Origin of the sequence: Nocardioides sp. CFH 31398, from assembly GCF_022436705.1 — a bacterium.
GTDB lineage: Bacteria > Actinomycetota > Actinomycetes > Propionibacteriales > Nocardioidaceae > Nocardioides.
On sequence record NZ_JAKUHT010000003.1, the window covers coordinates 255,462 to 278,038 of the forward strand.

At 74.8% G+C, this 22,577-nt stretch carries 23 protein-coding genes; 7 read left to right on the forward strand and 16 right to left on the reverse strand.

Annotation, left to right across the window (positions count from 1 at the left end):
* Window positions 1–5: 5 nt before the first annotated feature.
* A complete protein-coding gene (locus tag MJ876_RS03575; RefSeq protein WP_240234695.1) occupies window positions 6–797 on the reverse strand; it encodes a glycerophosphodiester phosphodiesterase family protein in 792 nt (263 codons plus the stop codon).
* 45 nt (window positions 798–842) lie between these two features.
* Between MJ876_RS03575 and MJ876_RS03580 the strand changes: the two genes are divergently transcribed.
* Window positions 843–1,349, forward strand: coding sequence for a DUF4385 domain-containing protein (locus tag MJ876_RS03580; RefSeq protein ID WP_240234696.1), 507 nt, complete (start codon window positions 843–845; stop codon window positions 1,347–1,349).
* Between the two features lie 40 nt (window positions 1,350–1,389).
* Entirely contained in the window at window positions 1,390–2,274 is an 885-nt protein-coding gene (locus tag MJ876_RS03585) for an Fpg/Nei family DNA glycosylase (protein WP_240234697.1), read from the forward strand.
* Between the two features lie 31 nt (window positions 2,275–2,305).
* On the opposite strand, the gene MJ876_RS03590 is transcribed toward MJ876_RS03585, so the two are convergent.
* Window positions 2,306–3,745 (reverse strand): SulP family inorganic anion transporter, encoded by a 1,440-nt coding sequence (locus MJ876_RS03590; protein WP_275694392.1) that lies wholly within the window; start codon window positions 3,743–3,745, stop codon window positions 2,306–2,308.
* Window positions 3,746–3,872: 127 nt separating this feature from the next.
* On the opposite strand from MJ876_RS03590, the gene MJ876_RS03595 reads away from it, so the two are divergent.
* Window positions 3,873–4,244, forward strand: a complete 372-nt coding sequence (locus MJ876_RS03595; protein WP_240234866.1) for a MerR family transcriptional regulator — start codon at window positions 3,873–3,875, stop codon at window positions 4,242–4,244.
* Between the two features lie 109 nt (window positions 4,245–4,353).
* Here MJ876_RS03595 and MJ876_RS03600 read toward each other — a convergent pair whose 3' ends face one another.
* Together MJ876_RS03600 and MJ876_RS03605 are read right to left on the reverse strand one after the other, a co-directional pair.
* Window positions 4,354–4,992: a DUF305 domain-containing protein gene (locus MJ876_RS03600; protein WP_240234699.1), complete on the reverse strand. Its 639-nt coding sequence runs from the start codon at window positions 4,990–4,992 to the stop codon at window positions 4,354–4,356.
* Between the two features lie 56 nt (window positions 4,993–5,048).
* Entirely contained in the window at window positions 5,049–5,462 is a 414-nt protein-coding gene (locus tag MJ876_RS03605; protein ID WP_240234700.1) for a hypothetical protein, read from the reverse strand.
* A 45-nt stretch (window positions 5,463–5,507) separates the two neighbouring features.
* On the opposite strand from MJ876_RS03605, the gene MJ876_RS03610 reads away from it, so the two are divergent.
* Window positions 5,508–5,846 (forward strand): rhodanese-like domain-containing protein, encoded by a 339-nt coding sequence (locus tag MJ876_RS03610; RefSeq protein ID WP_240234701.1) that lies wholly within the window; start codon window positions 5,508–5,510, stop codon window positions 5,844–5,846.
* On the forward strand, window positions 5,843–6,736 hold the full coding sequence (locus MJ876_RS03615; protein ID WP_240234702.1) for a TrmH family RNA methyltransferase: 894 nt from the start codon (window positions 5,843–5,845) through the stop codon (window positions 6,734–6,736). Before MJ876_RS03610 ends, MJ876_RS03615 begins: the two co-directional genes overlap by 4 nt.
* On the opposite strand, the gene aat is transcribed toward MJ876_RS03615, so the two are convergent.
* Window positions 6,670–7,380, reverse strand: a complete 711-nt coding sequence (gene aat / locus MJ876_RS03620; RefSeq protein WP_308192554.1) for a leucyl/phenylalanyl-tRNA--protein transferase — start codon at window positions 7,378–7,380, stop codon at window positions 6,670–6,672. The genes MJ876_RS03615 and aat overlap by 67 nt on opposite strands.
* A gap of 49 nt (window positions 7,381–7,429) precedes the next feature.
* On the opposite strand from aat, the gene MJ876_RS03625 reads away from it, so the two are divergent.
* Window positions 7,430–8,110, forward strand: a complete 681-nt coding sequence (locus tag MJ876_RS03625; RefSeq protein ID WP_240234703.1) for an EcsC family protein — start codon at window positions 7,430–7,432, stop codon at window positions 8,108–8,110.
* Here the strand turns inward: MJ876_RS03625 and MJ876_RS03630 are convergent.
* The 8 genes from MJ876_RS03630 to MJ876_RS03665 are packed head-to-tail and all read right to left on the reverse strand — an operon-like array spanning window position 8,071 to window position 17,855.
* Window positions 8,071–9,264: a hypothetical protein gene (locus tag MJ876_RS03630; RefSeq protein ID WP_240234704.1), complete on the reverse strand. Its 1,194-nt coding sequence runs from the start codon at window positions 9,262–9,264 to the stop codon at window positions 8,071–8,073. The genes MJ876_RS03625 and MJ876_RS03630 overlap by 40 nt on opposite strands.
* Entirely contained in the window at window positions 9,261–10,475 is a 1,215-nt protein-coding gene (locus tag MJ876_RS03635) for a hypothetical protein (protein WP_240234705.1), read from the reverse strand. Before MJ876_RS03635 ends, MJ876_RS03630 begins: the two co-directional genes overlap by 4 nt.
* A 4-nt stretch (window positions 10,476–10,479) precedes the next feature.
* Complete coding sequence (locus tag MJ876_RS03640) at window positions 10,480–11,562, reverse strand: hypothetical protein (RefSeq protein WP_240234706.1); 1,083 nt, start codon at window positions 11,560–11,562, stop codon at window positions 10,480–10,482.
* Window positions 11,563–11,567: 5 nt separating this feature from the next.
* Window positions 11,568–12,491, reverse strand: coding sequence for a hydroxymethylglutaryl-CoA lyase (locus MJ876_RS03645; RefSeq protein ID WP_240234707.1), 924 nt, complete (start codon window positions 12,489–12,491; stop codon window positions 11,568–11,570).
* Window positions 12,488–14,383: a biotin carboxylase N-terminal domain-containing protein gene (locus MJ876_RS03650; RefSeq protein WP_240234708.1), complete on the reverse strand. Its 1,896-nt coding sequence runs from the start codon at window positions 14,381–14,383 to the stop codon at window positions 12,488–12,490. Before MJ876_RS03650 ends, MJ876_RS03645 begins: the two co-directional genes overlap by 4 nt.
* Window positions 14,384–14,403: 20 nt before the next feature.
* Window positions 14,404–15,960 carry a carboxyl transferase domain-containing protein gene (locus MJ876_RS03655; protein WP_240234709.1) on the reverse strand — a complete coding sequence of 519 codons (1,557 nt, stop codon included), beginning with the start codon at window positions 15,958–15,960 and terminating at the stop codon, window positions 14,404–14,406.
* 19 nt (window positions 15,961–15,979) lie between these two features.
* Window positions 15,980–16,945, reverse strand: a complete 966-nt coding sequence (locus MJ876_RS03660; protein WP_240234710.1) for a DUF389 domain-containing protein — start codon at window positions 16,943–16,945, stop codon at window positions 15,980–15,982.
* Window positions 16,946–16,970: 25 nt separating this feature from the next.
* Entirely contained in the window at window positions 16,971–17,855 is an 885-nt protein-coding gene (locus tag MJ876_RS03665) for an aldo/keto reductase (RefSeq protein WP_240234711.1), read from the reverse strand.
* Between the two features lie 73 nt (window positions 17,856–17,928).
* Between MJ876_RS03665 and MJ876_RS03670 the strand changes: the two genes are divergently transcribed.
* Complete coding sequence (locus MJ876_RS03670; protein WP_240234712.1) at window positions 17,929–18,501, forward strand: TetR/AcrR family transcriptional regulator; 573 nt, start codon at window positions 17,929–17,931, stop codon at window positions 18,499–18,501.
* A gap of 34 nt (window positions 18,502–18,535) precedes the next feature.
* On the opposite strand, the gene MJ876_RS03675 is transcribed toward MJ876_RS03670, so the two are convergent.
* From MJ876_RS03675 to MJ876_RS03685, 3 genes are read right to left on the reverse strand one after another with little or no spacing between them, the layout of a single operon-like run.
* Window positions 18,536–19,051 (reverse strand): SRPBCC family protein, encoded by a 516-nt coding sequence (locus MJ876_RS03675; protein ID WP_240234713.1) that lies wholly within the window; start codon window positions 19,049–19,051, stop codon window positions 18,536–18,538.
* Window positions 19,052–19,083: 32 nt separating this feature from the next.
* Complete coding sequence (locus tag MJ876_RS22100) at window positions 19,084–19,764, reverse strand: SWIM zinc finger family protein (protein ID WP_240234714.1); 681 nt, start codon at window positions 19,762–19,764, stop codon at window positions 19,084–19,086.
* Window positions 19,765–19,777: 13 nt separating this feature from the next.
* The gene (locus MJ876_RS03685) at window positions 19,778–22,534 is read right to left on the reverse strand and encodes a DEAD/DEAH box helicase (protein ID WP_240234715.1); all 2,757 of its coding nucleotides are present in this window, start codon (window positions 22,532–22,534) and stop codon (window positions 19,778–19,780) included.
* Window positions 22,535–22,577: the final 43 nt, after the last annotated feature.

A 22,577-nucleotide genomic window follows, 5' to 3' on the forward strand; every position in this document is an offset into this window, starting at 1 on the left:
CCAAGTTAGCCGTCGACCAGGGACCTCACGAACGCCGGCCGGTCTGTGATGTAGGCCGTGACCCCGAGGGAGCGGCACAGCTCGACGTCCGCCGCCGTGTTGACCGTCCACACGTGGATCTCGCGGCCGGCCTCGACGAGGCGGCGGCCGAGGCCCGGGTGGTCGCGGAGGTGCTCGACGCCGGGGCCGATGATCCAGTCGTCGCCGACGACCTGCCGCAGGAGCGGCCAGTAGTGGGCGTGGTCGATCAGCATCACCACCGGCACCCGCGGCGCGAGGCGGCGGACGCGCTGCATCGCGACGTACGAGAAGCTCATGACGCGCGCCGGGGAGCCCTCGCGGTCCCAGCCGAAGTCCCGCAGCAGCTCGACCACGCGGCGCTCGACCAGCCCGGCGTACCGCGTGGGGTGCTTGGTCTCGATGGCGAGCTCCACGCGACGCCCGGACGGCGCGCGGTGGTCGGCGACGCACTCCATGAGCCGGCGCAGGGTGAGGACCCTGTCGTTGTGCTCGTCGCGCTCCGGCGCCTCGTCGTCGAGGTCGGCCCATGGCCGGTTCAGGGCCGTCACGTCGACGTCGTCCAGCTGCTCGAGGGTCATCGTGGAGATCAGCTGCGGCCCGGAGGTGTCCCGGCCCGCCGAGCGGTCGTGGACGCAGACGAGGTGCCCGTCGGCGGTGAGCCGCACGTCGCACTCCAGGGCGTCGGCGCCGTCGTCCAGCGCCTTGAGGTACCCGCCGAGGGTGTGCTCCGCGACCGAGTCCCCGGTCCCCCGGTGGGAGACGACCTGCGGTCTCATGCTCAGCGATCCTGCCCCATGGCGCGACCGGGGTACCACTGCGACGTGCGCGAGTTCGACTACTCCCTCGACTACGACTCCCTGGACCTGCGCGAGCACCCCGAGCTGTACTCGGTCGGCCGCGGCGAGCAGGGGGTGCTGCGGGTGCAGCCCTACAAGTCCGAGCTGCTGCCCCTGTGGCGCTTCGCGACCGCCGACGCCGCCCGCGAGTCGTCCGAGGCGATCACCGAGCGCTTCCACGCCTACCTCGCCGACGACGACTTCGTCGGCGCCGACATGGCGCGCAAGTTCCTCCAGATGGGCTACACGCGCTCACGCCGCTACGCGAACCACCGGGGCGGGAAGAAGTACGACGGTCCGGTGCCCGACGACAAGAAGGGCGTCAGCGGGGCCCACGGCCGGTCGGCGAAGCCGCGCCTGGACGCCGAGGAGCAGGACCCGGAGAAGGTGGCGGCCGCGCGGATCTTCAAGGCCGCGTGGCGCGCGGCGGCCGACGACCCGACGTACCAGCGGATGAAGAAGCGGCACCGCGACACCCACGAGAACGTCTGAGCCCCTCCGTCCGCCTCGCCCCGGCTCCTAGGATGACGACGTGCCCGAGCTGCCCGAGGTGGAGGCGCTGGCCCTCGACCTGCGGGGCCGGCTCGCCGGACGTGCGATCACGAAGCTGCACATCGCGGCGTTCAGCGCCCTGAAGACCTACGACCCGCCCGCCTCCGCGCTCGACGGGACGCTCGTCGAGGACGTCACCCGCCACGGCAAGTTCCTCGACATCCAGGCCTCCGGCCTCCACCTCGTGATGCACCTCGCCCGCGCCGGGTGGGTGCGCTGGCGCGACGAGGTGCCGACCCTGCCGCCGCGGCCGAGCAACAAGTCGCCGATGGCGGCGCGCGTCGTCCTGGACACCCCCGAGGGCCAGGAGGCGCCGTCCGGCCTCGACATCACCGAGGCGGGGACCCGCAAGTCGCTGGCGCTGTACGTCGTCCGCGACCCCGCGGAGGTCGAGGGCATCGCGCGCCTCGGCCCGGACCCGCTCGCCGACGAGTTCACCATCGACGTCCTGCGGCGCATCCTCACCGACGCCGGTCGCGCCCAGATCAAGGGCGTGCTGCGCTACCAGAGCACCATCGCCGGCATCGGCAACGCCTACTCCGACGAGCTGCTGCACGCCGCCCGGATGTCGCCCTTCAAGCCCGCCAGCTCCCTGAGCGAGACCGAGGTGGAGACGCTGTACGCCGCGATCCGCGACGTCCTCGGCGCCGCCGTCGCCCGCGCCAGCGGCAAGCCCGCCGCGGACCTGAAGGGCGAGAAGAAGGCGAACATGGCCGTCCACGGCCGCACCGGCGAGACCTGTCCGGTGTGCGGGGACACCGTGCGCGAGGTCAGCTTCGCGGACTCGAGCCTGCAGTACTGCCCCACCTGCCAGACCGGCGGCAAGCCCCTCGCCGACCGGCGCATGTCGCGGCTGCTGAAGTAGCCCGCCGCCCCGGCCCCGCAGCCCGGGGTGCTCAGTGCGCCCCGAGCCGCCCGGTGAGGCGGTCGTGGCGCTCGGCGCTGGGGCCGGAGAGGCCGACGATCCGGACGTCGTGGCCGCGGCGGGCGTACTTGGTGGTGATCGCGTCGAGCGAGGCGACGGTGGAGGCGTCCCAGACGTGGGCGTCGGCGAGGTCGATGCGAACCCGCTCGGGGTCGCCGACGTAGTCGAACTGGGTCACGAGGTCGGCGGAGGAGGCGAAGAACAGCTCGCCGGTGACGCGGTACACCGCGACCGGCTCGCCGTCCGGGTCGGTCACCAGGGACCGCTCGGTGCCGGCCACGTGGGCCACGCGGCGGGCGAAGAGGGTCATCGCCACGAGCACCCCGACACCCACGCCGATCGCGAGGTTGTGGGTGGTGACGGTGACGACGACCGTCGAGAGCATCACGAGCGTCTCCGAGCGGGGCATCCGGCGCAGCGTCGCCGGGCGGACCGAGTGCCAGTCGAAGGTGCCGACCGAGACCATGACCATCACGGCGACCAGCGCGGCCATCGGGATGGTCGCGACGACGTCGCCGAAGCCGACCACGAGCACGAGCAGGAAGACGCCGGCGAGGAAGGTCGAGACCCGGCTGCGGGCGCCCGAGACCCTCACGTTGATCATCGTCTGGCCGATCATCGCGCAGCCGCCCATGCCCCCGGTGAACCCGGTGACGAGGTTCGCGACGCCCTGGCCCCACGACTCGCGGGTCTTCGACGAGGGCGTGTCGGTGATGTCGTCGACCAGCTTCGCGGTCATCAGCGACTCCAGGAGGCCCACGACCGCCATGGCCAGGGCGTACGGCGCGATGATCCGCAGCGTCTCGAGCGTGAGCGGGACGTCCGGGACGACGAGCGAGGGCAGCGAGTCCGGCAGACGGCCCTCGTCGCCGACGTCCGGCACGGTCAGCGCGCCCAGCACCGTGAAGCCGGTGAGGGCCACGATCGCCACGAGCGGCGCCGGGACGACGGTCGTCACCCGCGGCAGGCCGACGATGATCGCGATGCCGACGGCGACCATCGGGTAGACGATCCACGGCACGTCGACGAGGTAGGGCACCTGCGCCATGAAGATCAGGATCGCGAGGGCGTTGACGAAGCCGACCATGACCGAGCGGGGCACGAACCGCATCAGCCGGCCGAACCCCGCGAGGCCGAGGGCGACCTGGATCGCCCCGCCGAGGATCACCGTGGCGATCAGGTAGTCGAGCCCGTGGTCGGTCACGACCGGCGCCACGACCAGCGCGATCGCTCCCGTCGCCGCCGAGATCATGGCCGGCCGGCCGCCCAGGAACGCGATCGACACCGCCATCGTGAACGACGCGAACAGCCCCACCCGGGGGTCGACGCCCGCGATGATCGAGAACGAGATGGCCTCGGGGATCAGCGCCAGCGCGACGACGAGACCGGCGAGCACCTCGGTGCGCAGCAGGCGCGGCGAGCGGAGGACGTCGCGGACCGTGGGGGACGTGGTGGTGGCGGCGGTGGGCACGAGGCGCAAACCTACCCTTACGTAAGGGTAGAGTCTGAATCGCCGGTCGCGGGAGGATGAGCCCGTGATGCACATCGGCGAGGTGGCGGCGCGGACGGAACTGTCCCTGCGCAGCCTGCGCCACTGGGAGGAGGTCGGCCTCCTCCGGCCCTCGGGACGGACCGACGGCGGGTTCCGCCTCTACACCGAGGACGACGTCGAGAAGATTCTCGTCATCCGCCGCATGAAGCCGCTCGGGTTCAGCCTCGACGCCATGAGGGCCGTCATGGACGACATCGAGGTGCTGCGCGGGCAGGACGCGGACGACGCCGTCCGCACCGCCGCCCGCGCCCGTCTGCGCGAGGTCGCCGTCGAGGCCGAGGACCGGCGCACGGCGCTCGCGCGCCAGCTCGACATGGCCGACGAGTTCCTCGAGCTGCTGGGCCGGCAGACGCGCTGAGGCTGAGCAGCGGTGGTCGAGGTGCGAACGCAGTGAGCCTCGAGACCCGGTGACAGGCCGGTGCGGACCTCTCCGGGTCTCGAGGCTCGGCCCCGGCGGGCCTCGCACCTCAACCGCCGATCTGCTCCAGCTCCTCGATCTCCGCGGTCTGCGCGTCGACGACGTCGCCGGCGAGCTCGACGGCGGGGCGGTACATGCCCTCGGCCTCCTCGGTCTCCGCCATCGCGATCGCGCCCTCGTGGTGGCCGATCATCGCCTCGACCCACAGCGACGCGAACTCGTCGTCGGGGGCCTCCTCGAGGGTCTCGAGCTGGTCGGCGGTGAGCATGCCCTCCATCGAGTGGCCCTCGTCGTCCATCTCCCGCATCGCGTCGGTGGCGGACCCGCCGCCGTGGCCGGCGTTGGAGTGGTCGCGGACCGTTTCGGGGACCTCCTCGTCCCAGTCGCCCAGCCAGTCGGCCATCGTCTCGATCTCGGGTGCCTGCTCGGCGCGGATCTGCTCGGCGATCCGGGTCAGCCCGGGGTCGAGGTCGCGGCCCACGGTCAGGTCGACGAGGGTCAGCGCCTGCGCGTGGTGCGGGATCATGTCCTGCGCGAACGTGACGTCGGCGTCGTTGTGGTCGGTGTCGGACAGCGTCTGCTCGGACGCCGTCGAGTCGTCCGCGCCGCAGCCGGCGAGCAGGCCGGCCAGCAGGGCGGTGGTCAGGGCGGTCGCGGGCAGGGCGGCGCCGGCGAGGGGGGTGCGCATCAGGGGTCTCCAGAGGGGTCGTCGGGTGCGTCGGGGGTCGGCGTCGGGCCGACCCCTCAGCACCGGACGACGGCCCAGGCGAGGGCGGGGGGTGGTCGTCCGTCGACGACGAGCACCGGCAGCACACGACCGCCGGGCGGGGGCCGCGGCAGGGTCAGCCCTCGCCGCAGACCACCGCGCAGCCGCGGCAGCAGCAGCAGGGCGCCGGCGACCACCAGGAGGAACAGGCAGGCCATCGCCATCCCGTCCGCCGGGACCCCGGTGTCCTGGTGACCGGTCGTGCCGTGGGTCGCGACCGCGGCGTGGTCGCCGTCCGTCCCGCCGACGTGGGCGCCCGCGTGGACGGCGTCCGTGCCGTGCCCGCCGTGGGCGGTCCCGTGCAGGCCGAGAGTGTGCATGCCGAGCAGGCCGCCCACGAGGACGGCCACGAGGAGTGCTCCCAGGAGTCGGAGCACGACGGCCCTGCTCACCCTCCCGATCCTACGAGCCGCCCGAGGCCGGGGCAGGATGGCCGCATGCACCCGCCCGTGCCGTCCGTGTCGATCGACGCCGTCCCCGACCCCGTGCCCACCGACCTCACGGTCCTCGACGTCCGCGAGGACGACGAGTGGGAGGCCGGTCACGTCGAGGGCGCCGTGCACCTGCCGCTCTCACAGCTGGGCCAGCGCACCGACGAGGTCCCCGACGGCCAGCTGCTGGTGGTGTGCAAGGTCGGCGGCCGCTCCGCCCGGGTGGTGGCGTGGCTGACCTCGCAGGGCCGCGACGCCGTGAACCTCGACGGCGGCATGCTCGACTGGCAGGCCGCCGGCCGCCCGATGGTCTCCGAGACCGGCTCGCCCGCGCAGGTGGTGTGAGCGCACCCGCGCCCGCCCGCGGCGGCGTCCGGGTCGTCGCCCGCGACGCGCGGTTCCAGCAGTGGCAGGCGCTGCTCGGCTCCCGGCGCAAGCGGCACCGGGCCGGCGCGATGCTCGTCGGCGGCGTCCGGCCCGTCTCGCTGGCGCTCGAGCACGGCTGGAAGGTGCGCGAGCTGCTGCTGACCGAGGAGCGGGCGCTCTCCCGCTGGGCGTACGCCGTCCTCGACGACCCGGCCGTCGCCGCCGCGCCGGTCCACGCGGTGACGCCCGACCTCATGGCCGAGCTCGGCGAGAAGGACGAGGACGTCCCCGAGCTGCTGGCCGTGGTCGGACTCCCGGACGACGACCTCGACCGGGTGCCCGTCACCGGTGACGACGGCGAGGCGCTGCTCGTCGTCGTCCTCGACCGCCCGACGAGCCCGGGCAACCTGGGCTCCGTCGTCCGCTCCGCCGATGCCCTCGGCGCGCACGCCGTCCTCGTCGTCGGGCACGCGGCCGACCCGTACGACCCCCGCGCCGTCCGGTCGAGCACCGGGTCGATGTTCGCCCTGCCCGTCGTCCGGGTCGGACCACCGGCGGACGTCCTGGCGTGGGTCGAGCGGCTCCGGGCCGGCGGGACGCCGGTGGCGCTCGTCGCCACCGACGAGGACGGCGACGCGCCGCTCGACGCCGTCGACCTCACCGGACCGACCCTGCTGCTGGCCGGCAACGAGACCCGCGGGCTGTCGACGGCGTGGCGGGAGGCCGCGGACGTGACCGCGAGCATCCCGATGCGGGGTGCGGCGAGCTCGCTCAACGTCGCGGCGGCGACCACCGTGGTGCTCTACGAGGCGTCGCGCCAGCGCGGTGGCAGCGGCGCCGCGAGCGCGTCGGCCAGCCGCGCGAGGTAGTCGCCGCGCGGCAGCTCCACCACGCCGAGGCTCGCCAGGTGGTCGGTGCGCCACTGGACGTCGAGCAGGCGACGCTCGTCGCCGTCGGCGCGCATCACCTCCACCAGACCCACCAGCGCGACCTTCGAGGCGTCCGTGGCGTGGTGGAACATCGACTCCCCCGCGAACAGGCCCCCGATGGCCACGCCGTACAGGCCGCCGACGAGCTCGTCGTCGCGCCACGTCTCGACGCTGTGCGCCCACCCGAGCTCGTGCAGCCAGGTGTAGGCGTCGGCGATCTCGGTCGAGATCCACGACCCGTCCCGCGACGGGTCGGCGCAGGCGCGGACGACGTCGGTGAAGGCGGTGTCGACGCGCACCTCGTAGTCGCGCGCCGAGCGCCGCAGCGACCGGGACACCACCATCCCGTCGAGGGGCAGGACGCCGCGCCGCTCGGGCGAGTACCAGGCCGGCGGCGTCCGACGCCGCGACCGGGTCGGCCCCGACGGCATCGGGAACAACCCCGACCGGTACGCCGCGAGCAGCGTCCCCGGCTCGAGGTCGGCGCCGACGGCGACCAGGTCGCCCTCGGTGTCGCCCTCCGCGACGGCCCGGGCCACCGCAGCCATGTCCCAGGAGGACGGGCTGGGTTCGACGGGCGGCACGTCCCCGACCCTAGGCGGCGGCGGGGACAGCCTCCGTAACATTGGGCCCATGGGCATCGGTCAGAACGTGGGGCGCTCGCTTGCGCCCAAGGTCACCAACCTCTCGCCGAAGATGACGGCGACCCTCGTGCGTGAGGCCCTGGCCCGCGCGATCGAGGGCGTCGGGCCGCTCCCCGGCGCGGCCGCTGCCGCCGAGAAGGCGCTCGCGAAGGTCGACGGCGACCAGGAGAAGGCCGTCAAGGCGCTCATCGAGACCCACGTCCGTCTCTCCGGCGCCCAGGGCTTCGTCACCAACCTCGGCGGCATCGCCGTGATGGCCGTCGCCGCGCCCGCGAACATCACCGGCCTGGCGCTGCTGCAGTGCCGCCTCATCGCCGGCATCGCCCACCTCCGCGGCTACGACCTCGCCGACCCGCGCGTGCGCAACGCCGTCCTCGTCACGCTGCTCGGCGAGGAGGACGTGAAGCGGATGCTCAAGAAGAAGGTCATCCCGGCGCCGCCGATGGCGATGGCGACCGCGCCCGCCGACGACCCGGCCCTCGCGACGGCGCTGTCGAACTCCGTGGCGCAGGAGCTCATCGGCCGCGTGATCGGCAAGCGCCTCGCCGGCACCGTCGGGCGCCGCGTCCCCGTCGTCGGCGGCGTGGTCGGCGCCGGCACCGACGGCTACTCGACCTGGAAGATCGGCCGCTACGCCGACAAGGAGCTCCTGCCCCGCCCGACGCGGTAGGCCTTGAGGGCCACCCGGCCCGCCAGGTTGGTCTCGAGCCGCCGCCGCAGGCGCGCGGACAGCGCGGCCTGCGCCTCCCAGCGCGCCTCGTCACGCTCGACGACCAGCCGGTCGCGCTCGCTCATCAGGCGCACGTGCTCCTCGAGCAGCGCGCGCAGGGCGACGGTCGCGGCGGAGGTGACCTGCTTCTCGCGCGGCGAGTCGGGGTCGACGTACGACGTGGCCGGCGGGCCGCAGCGCAGGTCGTCGAGGTCCCCCACGACGTCGTAGCCGCGGTCGCGGATCTCCGCGGTCCACGCCTCCGACAGCTCCACCGCCCAGGGGTGTACCTCGGGCGGCAGCGTCAGCCGCGCCGTCCGTGTGCGCTGCGACAGCGTCCGGTGCACGATCAGCTCCCGCACCAGCTCGCGGTACGCCGCGGGCTCGATGACGCGGTTGACCTTGCGGTTGAGGCGGCGCACCAGCGCGGTCTCGGGGACGCCGAGCGACGGGTTGGCGCGCTCGGAGTCGAGGTCCAGCTCGAGACCGTCGAGCCCCATGACCGACGAGAACCGCTCCCACAGCAGCGACCGGGGCGCGTCCGGCTGCGGCACCGTGACGACGTGCACCCGCTCCGGTGGCAGCGCGGAGCCCCACCGGTCGAGGATGTCGGGGACCTCCTGGACCGCCCAGAACCAGCTGGGGATGCGGCCGTTGCGGTGGGGGTCGCGGATCTTCCTCAGGAACTTCGCGTACGACAGGGTCGCGCGGTGCTTGACGTTCTCCTGCCACTCCGCGGGGACCTGCCGGGCGAGGTCGCGCACGGACAGCACGAGGTGGACCTCGGCGCCGTCGCCGTGGCCCAGCGACTCGAGGGCGCGGGCCACCTCGCTGGCCGACGCCGCGGCGAGTATCTCGTGGGACACGATGCTCGTGCCCTCCGCGGCCCGGACGCGGGCGGCGAGGTCGTCCCAGGCCCCCACGGCCTGGGTCTCGAGACCGCCCCACGGCATGCGCATCAGGTCGAGGGCGGCGAGGAACTGGCCGTCGAACCGGTCGGCCGGGTAGTGGATGCCGTGGCCGGCCAGCCGCTCGCGGTTGCGGAACAGCACGTCCTGCAGGTGCGACGTCCCCGTCTTCGGCGTCCCGACGTGCAGGAGGACCTTCGCGCTCACGAGGTCCTCCAGTCCGCCAGGGTGTCGAGTGCCAGGGCCAGGACGCCGTCGTCGTCGGGCTCCGCGACCCCGGGCACCGACGCGTCGGTCAGCGGGTGCTCGAGGAGGTCGGTCGGGCCGTGCACACGGTAGCCACCGGCGCGCAGGTCGCCGAGCAGGGTCTGCCCACGACGCGTCAGCCACCCGGCGTACGCCGCGGGGACGACGAGCGGCGGCCCCGCGGCGCCCGTCAGGCGGGGTCGCAGGGCGTCGGTGAGCAGCCGGCTGCGCTCCTCGCGGCCGACGAGGACGGCGAGCACGCCGGAGACCTGGCGCAGCAGCTCGACCGCCGCGGCGGGGAGCGGCGGGGCTGCGCGCACCGGCTCCGGGAGGTCGAGCAGGCCGGTGAGCAGGCCCGCGTCGAGCACCACCTCGACCCGCCCGGGGCCGCCGGAGCGGTCCGCCCAGACGGCGGCGGCGCCGGCGAGGTCCGCGCGGCGGGGGGTCTCGTCGCGGTCCACCCAGGTGGCGAGCCACTCCAGCCAGGAGGGGGCGACGCCGTCCAGCACCCGGGTGGTCCAGGCGTCGGTGACGAGGCGGCCCATGCCGGCCCCGACGACGTACGTCGTGGCGTCGCGGCCGCCGGGTCGGCGGCCCATCGCGTGCAGGCGATCGCGGACGGGGCCGACCCGCACCACCGGCCCGGCGAGGCGGTAGCCGTGGCGCCGCGGCAGCCGGTCGGCGATGGCACCGCCGAGGCGCTCGCGGACGGGCTGCCCGGACTCCTGGGGCACGGGGGCGCCGACGAGCCGATCGGCGATCAGCCCGGTGACGACGCGCAGCAGCTCCGCGGTGGGCAGGCGCGCGGGATCGGCCGGCCGCGCGCCGTACGGGCGGGCGGGCAGGCCGCTCAGAGGCAGGTCGAGGGCGCCTCGGCCGGGCGGCGAGACGGCGAGCACCTGCTCCGCCAGCCACGGCGCCGACTCGCCGCGCGTGGCGAGACGCTCGTTGAGGCGGCGCAGCACCTCGAGCTGCTGGGCGCCGGGCAGGCTCAGCTCGTCGGCCTCGGCGTCGAGGACGCGGCCGGGGACGTGGCCGCTCGCCAGGACGTCGGCCCAGGGCGTCGTCCCGCCGTCGACGAGGTGCGCGACCCAGGCGTGCGCCAGCACCGCGGGGTCCCCGGGGTGCCCGGGGTGCCCGGGTTGCTGCTCGGCGGGTCCGGACGTGCTCACGCGCTCACTTCCCCCGGAGTCGCTCGACGCCCGTGCGGACCCGGCTGGAGAGCTGCATCTCCGGCGGCGTGCGGGTGGCGGCCTCGTCGGTCATGGCCTGCAGCGCCGACAGCGCCGCCGCGAGCAGCGGCTTCGCCGTCACCTGGTCGGGGTTGCGCCACCGCACGTCCGGGTCCGGCGGGACGGGCCGGAGGTCCTCGACGTCCCCGATCACGTCGACACCGCTGCCCTTGAGCCAGTCGATCCACAGCTCGGCCTGCTCGTGGGACCAGTCGTAGCGGTCCGGGGGCAGCCGCACCGGCGGCGAGCGCCGGTGGACGAGGTGCTCCTGGGCGAGCATCTCCCGGATCAGCTGGTCGTACGCCGTGGAGCGCCGCGCGCCGCGCTCGACCCGGCGGTTGAGCTGCCGGATGAGCTGGGTCTCGGCGATGCCGAGCGAGCTGTTGACCTGCGTGCTGTCCTCCGGCGCCCACGACTCCTCGATGCCGAACGCCTGGCGGTAGCGCTGCCACAGGCGCTCGTCACGCTGGTGCGGCACCGTCACGACGTGCACGTTCTCGGGCGGCAGGTGCGCGCCCCAGCTCGCCAGGACCCGGGGCAGGTCCATGGCGTGGAAGAACCAGGGCTTGCCCTTCTCGACGCGGTCGAGGAAGCCGGAGAAGGTCCAGCGTCCGCCCTGCTTGATGCTCTCCTGCCACGCGGCGGGCAGCTGGCGGGCGGGGTCGCGGACGGCGTACACGATGTGGATCTCGGGGCCCTTGAGGTCCGCCATCGCCTTCGCGATCGCGGCCTTCGGGGCGGGGGCGAGGATCTCGTGGCTGATGATCGCCGTCCCCGAGGCGCGGCGGACTCGGCGGACCATCGCGTCCCACGAGCCCTCGGCGTGCCCGGGGTCGCCGCCCCAGTCCTGGCCGAGCAGGTCGAGCGCGGCGCGGAAGTGGAAGCGGGAGGCGTCGACGAGGCGGTTGCGCGACGGGAAGTGGACGCCGTGGCGCGCGAGGGTGGCGGCGTTGAGGGTGAGCCGGTCCTGCACGTAGGTGGTGCCGGTCTTCGGGGCACCGACGTGGAGGATGACGCGGCGGCTCACGCCGGTCAGTCTGCCAGCGCCCTCACGACCGCACTGGGGCTGGGGCGACCCAGGTGCCCGGCGACCCAGCGGCTCGTGGCGACCACGGCGTCGAGGTCGACGCCGGTCTCGATCCCGAGGCCCCGGCAGAACCACAGCAGGTCCTCGGTGGCGAGGTTGCCGGTCGCCGACCTCGCGTACGGGCAGCCCCCGAGACCGCCCGCGCTGGCGTCGTACGTCGTCACCCCGGCGTGCAGCCCGGCGAGGACGTTGGCCAGCGCCTGACCGTAGGTGTCGTGGAAGTGCAGCGCGAGCGCCTCCAGCGGCGTCCCGGCGGCGACGAACCGGCCCACCAGGTCACCGACCTGCCCGGCCGTGCCGACGCCGATCGTGTCGCCGAGGCTGAGCTGCGTGGCGCCCATGGCGAGCAGCCGCTGCCCCGTCTCGACGACGCGGTCGGGGTCCACCGCCCCCTCCCACGGGTCGCCGAAGCACATGGAGACGTAGGCGCGGACGTCCGCGCCCGCCGCGAGCGCGCGCTCGACGACGGGGGCGAACATGGCGAACTGGGAGTCCCACGACCGGTTCAGGTTGCGCTGCGCGAACGTCTGGGTGGCGGAGCCGAACACGGCCACGTGGCGGCAGCCCCGCTCCAGCGCCCGGTCGAGGCCGCGCTCGTTCGGCACGAGCACCGGGAGGTCACGGGCCGCGTCGCCCAGGTGCGCCGTCAGGGCGTCGAGCAGCTCGCCGGCGTCCGCGAGCTGCGGCACCCAGCGGGGGTGCACGAAGCTCGTGGCCTCCACGACCGGCAGGCCGGCGTCCAGCAGCCGCGTGACCAGCCCGGCCTTCACCTCGGTGGGGATCGGGGCGGACTCGTTCTGCAGGCCGTCGCGGGGGCCGACCTCGTAGATCGTGATGCGCTCGGGCAGGCCGGCGATCGGGGTGCTCACGCGCCCTCACCGTCGTCCACGACGAACAGCTCGTGACCCATGCCGACCTGGTCGCCCGCGGCGGCGCCGACGGCGGTGACGGTGCCGTCGTACGGCGCCGTGAGGGCGAGCTCCATCTTCATCGCCTCCATGACCCCGAGGACCTGGCCCGCGGCGACGGCGTCGCCCGCCGCGACGCGGACGTCGACGACCGTGCCGGGCATCGGGGCGGTCACGGAGCCGTCCGCGACGTCGGCGTGGTCCCCGGCGGCCGGGTCGGGCGGGGTGAGCACGAAGCGCTGACCGCGGACGGCGGCCTCGACCTCGTGGGGCTGCACGTTGACGACCGAGGTCAGGGGCTCGCCGTCCACGAGCGCCTCGAGCACGTGGTCGGCCGCGGAGACCTGCTCGAGGTGGACGCCGTCGACCGTGCCCGCCGTCCGGTCCACGGCGACGACCCGGTCGAGGTCCACGAGCGTGGGAGCCGCGGGGCCGCCGGGGCGGAAGCCGTCCGCGGCGAAGGGTCCGGGCGGCGAGGTCGCGGCGACGAGCATCGCGGACACCCAGGCCGCGGCGAGGCGGGCGGCGTCTGCGCTCGGCGGCTCGACCCCCTGCTCCGGCAGCGACTCCCGGTCGAGCCAGGCGGTGTCGATCGTCGCGTCACGGAAGGCGTCGGTGGCGACGAGGGCCCGCAGGAACCCGGCGTTCGTGGTCAGCCCGAGCACCCCGGTGCGGTCGAGCGCGCCGAGCAGCCGGGCGCGCGCCTCCTCGCGGTCCGCGCCGGCCGCGACGACCTTGCCCAGCATCGGGTCGTACGCCGTGGAGACGACCTGGCCGGACTCCAGCGCGTGGTCGACGCGGACGCCGTCGCCGGACGGCCAGCGCACGAGCGACGCGGTGCCGGCCTGGGGCAGGAAGCCCGCCCAGGAGTCCTCGGCGTACACGCGGGCCTCGATGGCGTGCCCGGCCAGCGTGACGTCGTCCTGGGTGAGGCCGAGCGGCTCGCCGAGGGCGACCCGGAGCTGCAGCGCGACGAGGTCGAGACCGGTCACCATCTCGGTCACGGGGTGCTCGACCTGGAGGCGGGTGTTCATCTCGAGGAAGAAGAACTCGCCGGTGTCGGCGTCGAGGAGGAACTCGACGGTGCCGGCGCCGACGTAGCCGACCTCGCGGGCCAGCCGGGCGCCCGCCTCGGTGATCTCGGCGCGCTGGGCGGGGGTCAGGGTGGGCGCGGGGGCCTCCTCGAGCACCTTCTGGTGGCGGCGCTGGGTGGAGCAGTCGCGCTCGAAGCAGTGGACGACGTGGCCGTGGGTGTCGCCCACGACCTGGACCTCGACGTGGCGGCCGCGCTCGACGTACCGCTCGACGAGCATCGTGTCGTCACCGAACCCGGCGGCCGCCTCGCGGCGTGCGGCGGCGAGCGCCTCGTCGTACTCCTCGGCGGCGCGGACGACCCGCATCCCCTTGCCGCCCCCGCCCGCGGCGGCCTTCACGAGCACCGGGAAGGTCATCTCCTCCGGCCGCGCGGCGTCGTACGACGGCACGACGGGGACGCCGGCGCGCTCGGCGACGGCGCGGGCGTGGTCCTTGCGGCCCATGGCGTCCATGACGTCGGCGCTGGGGCCGACGAGGGTGATCCCGGCGTCGTCGAGGGCGCGGGCGAAGGCGGCCCGCTCGGAGAGGAAGCCGTAGCCGGGGTGCACCAGGTCGGCGCCCGCCTCGGTGGCGGCGCGGACGACGTCGTCCACGTCGAGGTAGCTCGCCACCCGGACGGCGACGTCGGCGCCGCGCACGTGGGGCGCTCCGGCATCGAGGTCGGTGTGGATCGCGACGGTGCGCAGGCCCAGCGCGGAGGCGGTGCGGAAGACCCGCAGCGCGATCTCGCCGCGGTTGGCCACGAGGAGGGTGGTCATGGCTGTCCTGGTCACTGGCCTCACATCCGGAAGACGCCGAAGCCGGACGTCTCGGGCTCGGGGGTGGTGCGGGCGGCCAGGTGCAGGGCCATGCCGACCACGCGGCGGGTGTCGGTGGGGTCGATGACGCCGTCGTCCCAGAGACGGGCGGTGGAGTAGTACGGCGAGCCCTGGGTCTCGTACTGCGCGCGGATGGGGGCCTTGAAGGCCTCCTCGTCCTCGGCCGACCACTCCTCGCCGCGCGACTCCAGCCCGTCGCGGCGCACGGTCGCGAGGACCGAGGCGGCCTGCTCGCCGCCCATGACGGAGATGCGGGCGTTGGGCCAGACCCAGAGGAACCGGGGGTCGTAGGCGCGGCCGCACATGCCGTAGTTGCCGGCGCCGTAGGAGCCGCCGATGACGACGGTCAGCTTCGGCACGCTGCAGCTCGCGACGGCGGTGACCAGCTTGGCGCCGTGGCGGGCGATGCCGCCGTTCTCGTAGTCGCGGCCGACCATGAAGCCGGTGATGTTCTGCAGGAACAGCAGCGGGACCCGGCGCTGCTCGCAGAGCTCGACGAAGTGCGCGCCCTTGGTCGCGGACTCGCTGAAGAGGATCCCGTTGTTGGCGACGATCCCGACCTCGAAGCCGTGGATGCGCGCGAAGCCGCACACCAGCGTGTCGCCGTACAGGGCCTTGAACTCGTGGAACCGGCTGCCGTCGACGACCCGGCGGACCACCTCGCGGACGTCGTACGGCGTGCGCGCGTCGGCGGGGACGACGTCCAGGAGGGTCGCGGGGTCCTCGAGGGGCTCGCTCACGGGTGCGGGGCCGGGCTCCGGGACGGCGGGGAGCGTCTCGACGATCGAGCGGAGGATCCGCAGGGCGTGGGCGTCGTCGTTCGCGAGGTGGTCGACGACGCCGGAGGTGCGGGCGTGGACGTCGCCGCCGCCGAGGTCCTCGGCGGTCACGACCTCGCCGGTCGCGGCCTTCACCAGCGGCGGGCCGCCGAGGAAGATCGTCCCCTGGTTGCGGACGATGACCGACTCGTCCGACATCGCCGGCACGTAGGCGCCGCCCGCGGTGCAGGAGCCCATGACGGCGGCGAGCTGCGGGATCCCGCGGGCCGACATACGGGCCTGGTGGAAGAAGATCCGGCCGAAGTGGTCGCGGTCGGGGAACACCTCGTCCTGCATGGGCAGGTAGGCCCCGCCGGAGTCGACGAGGTAGAGGCACGGCAGGCGGTGCTCGGCGGCGATCGTCTGGGCGCGCAGGTGCTTCTTGACCGTCATCGGGTAGTAGGTGCCGCCCTTGACGGTGGCGTCGTTCGCGGCGACCAGGCACTCGCGGCCCGCGATGCGGCCGACGCCGGCGACGATGCCCGCCGAGGGCACCTCGTCGTCGTACATGCCGGTGGCGGCGAGGGGCGCGATCTCGAGGAAGGGGCTGCCGGGGTCGAGCAGCCGGTCCACCCGGTCGCGCGCCAGCAGCTTGCCGCGCCCGACGTGGCGCTCACGGGCCCGCTCGCTGCCGCCCTGTCGGACGACGGCCAGCCGGGCGTGCAGGTCGTCGGTCAGCTCCCGCAGCGTGCTCGTCACCCGCGCAGGTTAGCGATCGTTAACCGACGGCGTCCACCGGGCCGCTCCTGCGAGCCTCGCGGGGCCCGGGACGGCCCGGGCGCCAGATGGCGCTCTGCACCGCGAGGGTGAGCGTGCCCGCGAGGACGATGCCCGCCACGTTGATCGCCAGCTGCAGCACCGACGACCAGGCCTCGCCCCAGGCGCCGACCGCGAGGGTGAGGCCGAGGGTGCCGATGGCGGGCACGGTGGTCACCGAGATGAAGACGCCGACCAGCGTCGACGACTTCGACGCCGTCAGGGACAGCACGCCCGCGACCCCGGCGAGCACGGCGACGACGAACGACCAGACGTCGGGGGCGACGATGAACTCGGTGAGGTCGCCCGTGGTGGCGGCCCGGCGGTCCACCACCCCGGCGAGGTCGGCGACCTGCCACACCACGTAGGTGACCACCGCGGCGGCGGCCACGGCGCCGGCGAGGCTGCCGGTGGCGGGACCGATCAGGCCCCACGACCGGCGGGCCAGCGCGAAGCAGACGCACGCGAGCGGCGCGAACTCCGGCCCGACGACCATCGCCCCGACGATGAGGATGGGCTGGTCGAGGTACCGCCCGACGCTCGCGATCAGGGTGGCGAGCACCATGAAGGCCAGGAACGACCACGACCAGCGGGCGTCGATGGCCGCACGCTCCTCGACGGCGTCCCAGATGACGGCGTCCACGGGCTCGCCCGGCGCCAGCTCCTCGGCACGGTCCGCGGCGTACGACATCAGGGTCTCCGCCTCGTCGACCCGCAGGGAGCCCTGCTGCTCCACGCCCATGGCGCGGAGGTCGCCGAGGACGGCGTTCGCGTTCTCCCGGGCGAGGTCGAACGTCAGCAGGTCGCCGTCGCAGTCGAGGACCACGCCGCGCAGGGCGACGAGGTGGACGACGGTCGGGTCGTCGCGGACCCGGGCGAGGGCCTGCTCCGCGAGGTCGTGGGGGGCGGTGAGGCGGACGTGCAGCACGGCGCCATCCTCACCCCTGTCCGCCTCAACTGGCGTCGAGGCGCGCGATCTCCTCGGCGGTGAGCTCGATGTCCGCCGCGGCGGCGGAGTCGGCGATCGACTGCGGCCGCTTGGCCCCCGGGATCGGGATGACGCACCGCGACGCCGCGAGCTCCCAGGCCAGCGCCACCTGCTGCGGGCTGACGCCACGCTCGGAGGCGACCTCCGCGAAGGCCGGGTGCTTCTCGGCGAGCTCCTTCGCGTCGGCGAGGCCGCCGAGCGGGCTCCACGGCAGGAACGCCAGGCCGAGCTCCTCGCAGACATCGATCTCAGGCTTCGAGGAGCGGAACTTCGGGCTGTACTGGTTCTGCACGCTCACCAGCGACGAGCCGAGCACCTGGTGCGCGGCGCGGATCTGGTCCGGGTCGGCGTTCGACAGGCCGATCATCGCGACCTTGCCGGTGCGGGCGATCTCGTCGAGGGTGCCGATCACCTCGTCGTACGGCACCTTCGGGTCGGGGCGGTGGTGCTGCCACAGGTCGACCTGCTCGACGCCGAGGCGCTGCAGGCTGGCGTCGACGGCGGCGTGGAGGTGCTCGGGGCTGGAGTCGGTGTCCCAGCCGCCGTCGTCGGTGCGGGTGTGGCCGCCCTTGGTGGCCAGGACGACGCGGTCGCGGACGCCGAGCTCGTCGAGCAGCGAGGCGACCACGCGCTCGTTGTGGCCCATCGCGGCCGAGCCCTGCGAGTCCGCGTCGCCGTACGCGTCGGCGGTGTCGAGCAGGGTCACGCCGGCGTCGATCGCGGTGCGCAGGGTGTCGAGCAGCTGCTCGCGGGGCGCCTCGCCGGTCTGGGTGAAGGTCATGAGGCCGAGGCCGACGGCGCCGACCTCGATCCGTCCGACGGTGTCGTTGCCGAGGATGCGGGTGTGCATGCCCGTCAAGGTACCTGCGGCGGGCTCGTGGTCACGGCCCTCGCCCGGCGTTAACGCCCACTAACCTGGCCCGGTGACCTCGACGGCGACCGGCGCCCCCGCCCGCCGCGACCAGATCCTCGCGACGGCGGCGGAGCTGTTCGCCGCCCGCGGGTTCCACGGCGTCTCGGTCGCCGACCTCGGCGCGGCGTGCGGCATCTCGGGGCCGGCGCTCTACAAGCACTTCCCCTCGAAGGACGCCGTCCTCGCCGAGATGCTCGTCGCCATCAGCGAGGAGCTGCTGTCGGTCGGCCGGGAGCACGTCGGCGCCGCCGACGGCCCCGCCGACGCCGTCCGCCGCCTGGTCGGGTTCCACGTCGACTTCGCCCTCGGCCGGCCCGCGCTCATCGTCGTCCAGGACCGTGACTGGGCCTCCCTGCCCGACGACGCCCGCGAGCGCGTCCGGGGCCTGCAGCGCGCGTACGTGGACCTGTGGGCCGCGCAGCTCCGCGAGGTCGACCCCTCCCTGGACCGCGACGCCTCCCGCGCGGCCGCCCACGCCACCTTCGGCCTGCTCAACTCCACCCCCCACAGCGCCCGCGTCCCCGCCGACCGCATGCGCGACCTGCTGCGCGCGATGGCCCTGCGCTCGCTGGCCGTGGACTAGCCCCCACCCCGGACGTCGGCGCGGGCCGGCGGGCTCAGGCGGTCTCGGTCCCGCCCTCGAAGTCGGCCTTCAGGCGGGCGAGGGTGCGGGCGATGTTGCGGCGCTGGAAGTCGGGGAACGTGCGGCCACCGGTGACGACGCGGTCGAACCCGGCGGCGAGGCGGTCGGGCCAGCGGCGGCGGCCGTCGGTCCAGGTCTCGGTCACGAGGGTGCCGTCGACGACCTCCTCGAAGCGCCAGTCCCAGCGCGCGATGCGGCCACGCACCACGGGACGGCGCAGACCGATCTCGCCGACGACGAAGCTGAACCGGCGGCCCGGCTCGGCGTGCGTGACCACGCACCGGGTGCTCCACCGGGCACGACCGCGCTGGTTCGTCCCCACGAAGGAGGCGCCCTCGGGGAGGGGGCGACCCGGGTGGGGCACGGTGGCGCCGGTGTTCTCGGGGCTCCACCGCGGCATCTGCGAGGGGTCGGCGACGGCGCTGTAGAGCTCCAGGGCGTCGGCGGCGATCAGCACCGAGTCGCTCACCGTCATGGTCCGGCCGGCCATGCCCGCCACCCTAGGCCGGACCGGGCCCAGGATCAGAAGAGGTGGTCCGCCGCCGTGTCGCCACGGGCCACGAGCTCGAGGAGGCGCTGCGCGCGGAGCACCGCGTCGAGGCCGACGTCGAGGTCGCCCTCGTCGTCGCCCTCCACCGCGTCCGGGCCGGGCGGGGCCGAGACGGTGCGGGCGTGGAGACGCGCGAGGAGCTGCTCCCGGTCGAGACCACGGAGGTGGAACAGCACCAGCGGGTCGCGGTCGAGCAGGACGGAGAGCACGACCAGCACGGCGAGGGCGTGCGGGCACGGGTCGAGCCAGGCCTGGCAGGTGCAGGTCGCGTCGAGCTCCCCGGCGTACGGGACGAGCTCGACGCCGGCCTCCTCGGCGTCCTCGACGAGGCTGAGGGGCAGCTCCCCGGCCAGCAGCTCGGTCACGCGACCCGACCGGGCGGCGACGATCTCGACGAGCGTGGCCGCGGCGACGTCGTCCCAGACCTCGACGGTGCCCGAGACCGTGTGCGCGTCGTCGCCCTCCTCCACGGCGGCCACGAACGACCCGCCGTCGACGGTGACCGCCCCGACCCTCCCGCTCCGGGCCAGCGAGCGACCCCGGCGCAGGTCGGCCTCGCCGTACGCCGCCTCCTCGACGGCGCGCAGCCACGCCTTCGCCCACCAGCCCGTGGTCCGGCCACCCCGCGAGGACGCGGCGCGGGCGTGGGTCACCGCCGGCACGGTCTCAGCCGCCGTCCGGACGCCGCAGCGTCACGAGGTCGCGCAGCGCGTCGTCATCGAGCTCGGTCAGCGCGGTCTCCCCGCGGGCGAGCACGCTGTCGGCGATGCCGCGCTTGCGCTGCAGCAGCAACCCGATCCGCTCCTCGACGGTCCCCTCGCACATCAGGCGGTGCACCTGCACGGGCCGGGTGCGCCCGATGCGGTGGGCGCGGTCGGTGGCCTGGTCCTCGACGGCGGGGTTCCACCAGCGGTCGACGTGGACGACGTGGTCGGCGCGGGTCAGGTTCAGGCCCGTCCCGCCGGCCTTGAGCGACAGCAGGAACACGGGGACCCCGCCGCCCTGGAACGACGCGACCATCCGTTCCCGCTCCGCGACCGGGGTCTGGCCGTGCAGCAGGTGGTGCTCCACGCCGAGACGACCCAGGTGCACCGACACCAGGCGGGCCATCGCGACGTACTGCGTGAACACGAGCGCGGCACCGCCCTCGGCGACCACGGTGCCCAGCAGGTCGCCGAGCAGGTCCAGCTTCTCCGAGCGCCCCGACAACCGGGGGTCGGTCTGGGCGAGGAACTGCGCGGGGTGGTTGCAGATCTGCTTCAGCCCGGTCAGCAGCGTGAGGACGAGGCCGCGTCGGTGGTCGGGGTCCGAGCGGGCGATGCGCTCCATCGTGTCGCGGACGAAGCCCTCGTAGAGCACCGTCTGCTCCCGGGTGAGGCCGAGCACGTGGTCGGTGTCGAACTTGGCGGGCAGCTCGGGGGCGATCCCGGGGTCGGACTTGCGGCGGCGCAGCAGGAACGGCGTGATGAGGTCGGCGAAGTGGCGGGCCGTCTCGGGGTCGGCGCCGGACTCGATGGGCACGGCCCACCGCCGCCGGAAGGCGAGCCTGCTGCCCAGCAGCCCGGGGCAGGCCCAGTCGAGGACCGACCAGAGGTCCTCGAGGTTGTTCTCGACCGGCGTGCCGGTCAGGGCGACCCGGGCCGTGGAGGGCACCTTGCGCAGGGCGCGGGCCGTGGCGGACCGGGGGTTCTTGACGTGCTGGGCCTCGTCGGCGACGACCAGGTCCCACCGGACGGCGGTGAGGTCGTCGACCGTGGTCCGCAGGGTGCCGTACGTCGTGAGGACGAACCCGTCCCCGACGCCCTCGAGGGTGCGGCGGGCCCCGTGGAAGCGCCGGACCGGCACGCCGGGGGCGAACCGCCGGACCTCCGCCTCCCAGTTGCCGAGCAGCGAGGTCGGGCAGACCACGAGGGTCGCGCCCGGCGCGCCGGTGGCAGCCCGGCGGTGCAGGTGCAGAGCGATCGTCGTCAGGGTCTTGCCGAGGCCCATGTCGTCGGCGAGGCAGCCGCCGAGCCCGCGGGCGGTGAGGTCCGCGAGCCAGGTGAGACCGTGCCGCTGGTAGCCGCGCAGGCTCGCCTCGAGCCCGGGCGGGTCGGGCACGGGCTCCCGCGTGGCGGCGCCGACGAGGTCCGCGCGCAACCGCTCGAGGGTGGCGCCCACGACGACCTGCTCCTCGGTGTCCTCGACCTCCACGCGGCCCGACAGGCCGGCGGCGACGGCCTCGACGGCGGGAACGGTTCGCAGCAGCCGCTTCCGTGCGCGCCTCGCCGTGAGCGGGTCGACGACGACCCAATTGCCGCGCAGCCTCAGCAGCGGGCTGGTGGCGGAGGCGAGCTCGTCCATCTCGGCGTCGGTCAGCTGCTCGCCGTGCAGCGAGACGCGCCAGTTGAAGGCGAAGACCGCGCCCGTCGAGAGCAGGCCCTCCTGGATCTCCCCCTCCCGCACGACCTTCTCCCCCCGGCCGCCGGCGGCCGGGACGGCGTCGAGGACGGCGACCGTCGTGAGGTCGCGGCCGAGGCTGCGGGGCCAGAGCACGTCGACGCTGCGCTCCCGCAGCGCCTCCACGCCGTGCTCGAGCAGGTCGGCGATCTCGTCGGAGTCCAGCGTGATCTGGTCGGGGACGGCCAGGTCGAGCAGCCGGTCGAGCACCGGCCACGCCTGGGCCGCGGCGCGCAGCGCGATCCCGGCGTGGACGCGGGCCCGGTCGCCGAACCCGTGGGCCGCGCCGGGCCCGGTGTCGGTCCACAGCGCCGCGGCGTCCGCGAGGTGCAGGGGGTTGCGCTCGTCGTGGACCTGCGTCACGAGACGGACGGCGCCGCCGCGCAGCTCCTGCTCGTCGGCCTCGACGCGCAGCGACAAGGTGACCAGCTGCGGGCGCTCGTCGGTGACCGAGGACAACCGTGACGCCAGCCGGCGGCTCAGCCGGTCGCCGTACGACGGGTCGGCCGGGGCCGGGGACGCGCGGCGTCGTACGGGCGTCCGGGCGGGCGCGGGGTGCCGGCTCGGGGCGGCCCGCGGCATGGCGTCGACGACCGCGGCGACGACCTGGTCGACCACGGCTCGCGCCGCCCGGGCGTCGAGGTCGCCGTAGGCGCGGGCCGCCGCCAGCGCGTCGGCCCGCTCGTCCTCGTCGGCGGTCGCCGTCGGGACCCGCCAGCAGGGGGTGCCGTCCGCCGTGCTGCCCGGCTCGAACCGGGCCGCGGCGACGAGCCGCACGCCGAGGAGGGCGGCCCCGGCGAGGAGCGCGACGCTCGGGTCGACGTCGTCCCGTGCGTTGGCCCGGGTGAGCACCGGGAGCGCGGCCCGCATCGGCATCGGGACGGTACGGGCGCCGTCCGGGCCGCTGGTGAACGTGACCACGGTGTCCCGCGGCGGGTCGGCGACGGCCAGCTCCGCCGCGCCGGTGAGGGGCACGAAGCTCATCGGGGCCTCACCGCGCATCAGCCGATCGGACATTTCCTCCACA

Bases quoted from the DNA above. Each gene is read 5' to 3' on its own strand.
- MJ876_RS03625 (WP_240234703.1), top strand. From the start codon at position 7,430: ATGGGCATCGGTCAGAACGTGGGGCGCTCGCTTGCGCCCAAGGTCACC.
- MJ876_RS03600 (WP_240234699.1), bottom strand. From the start codon at position 4,992: ATGCGCACCCCCCTCGCCGGCGCCGCCCTGCCCGCGACCGCCCTGACC.
- MJ876_RS03675 (WP_240234713.1), bottom strand. From the start codon at position 19,051: ATGGCCGGCCGGACCATGACGGTGAGCGACTCGGTGCTGATCGCCGCC.
- MJ876_RS03665 (WP_240234711.1), bottom strand. From the start codon at position 17,855: ATGCACACCCGCATCCTCGGCAACGACACCGTCGGACGGATCGAGGTC.
- MJ876_RS03610 (WP_240234701.1), top strand. From the start codon at position 5,508: ATGCACCCGCCCGTGCCGTCCGTGTCGATCGACGCCGTCCCCGACCCC.
- MJ876_RS03650 (WP_240234708.1), bottom strand. From the start codon at position 14,383: ATGACCACCCTCCTCGTGGCCAACCGCGGCGAGATCGCGCTGCGGGTC.
- MJ876_RS03575 (WP_240234695.1), bottom strand. From the start codon at position 797: ATGAGACCGCAGGTCGTCTCCCACCGGGGGACCGGGGACTCGGTCGCG.
- MJ876_RS03685 (WP_240234715.1), bottom strand. From the start codon at position 22,534: ATGAGCTTCGTGCCCCTCACCGGCGCGGCGGAGCTGGCCGTCGCCGAC.
- MJ876_RS03595 (WP_240234866.1), top strand. From the start codon at position 3,873: ATGCACATCGGCGAGGTGGCGGCGCGGACGGAACTGTCCCTGCGCAGC.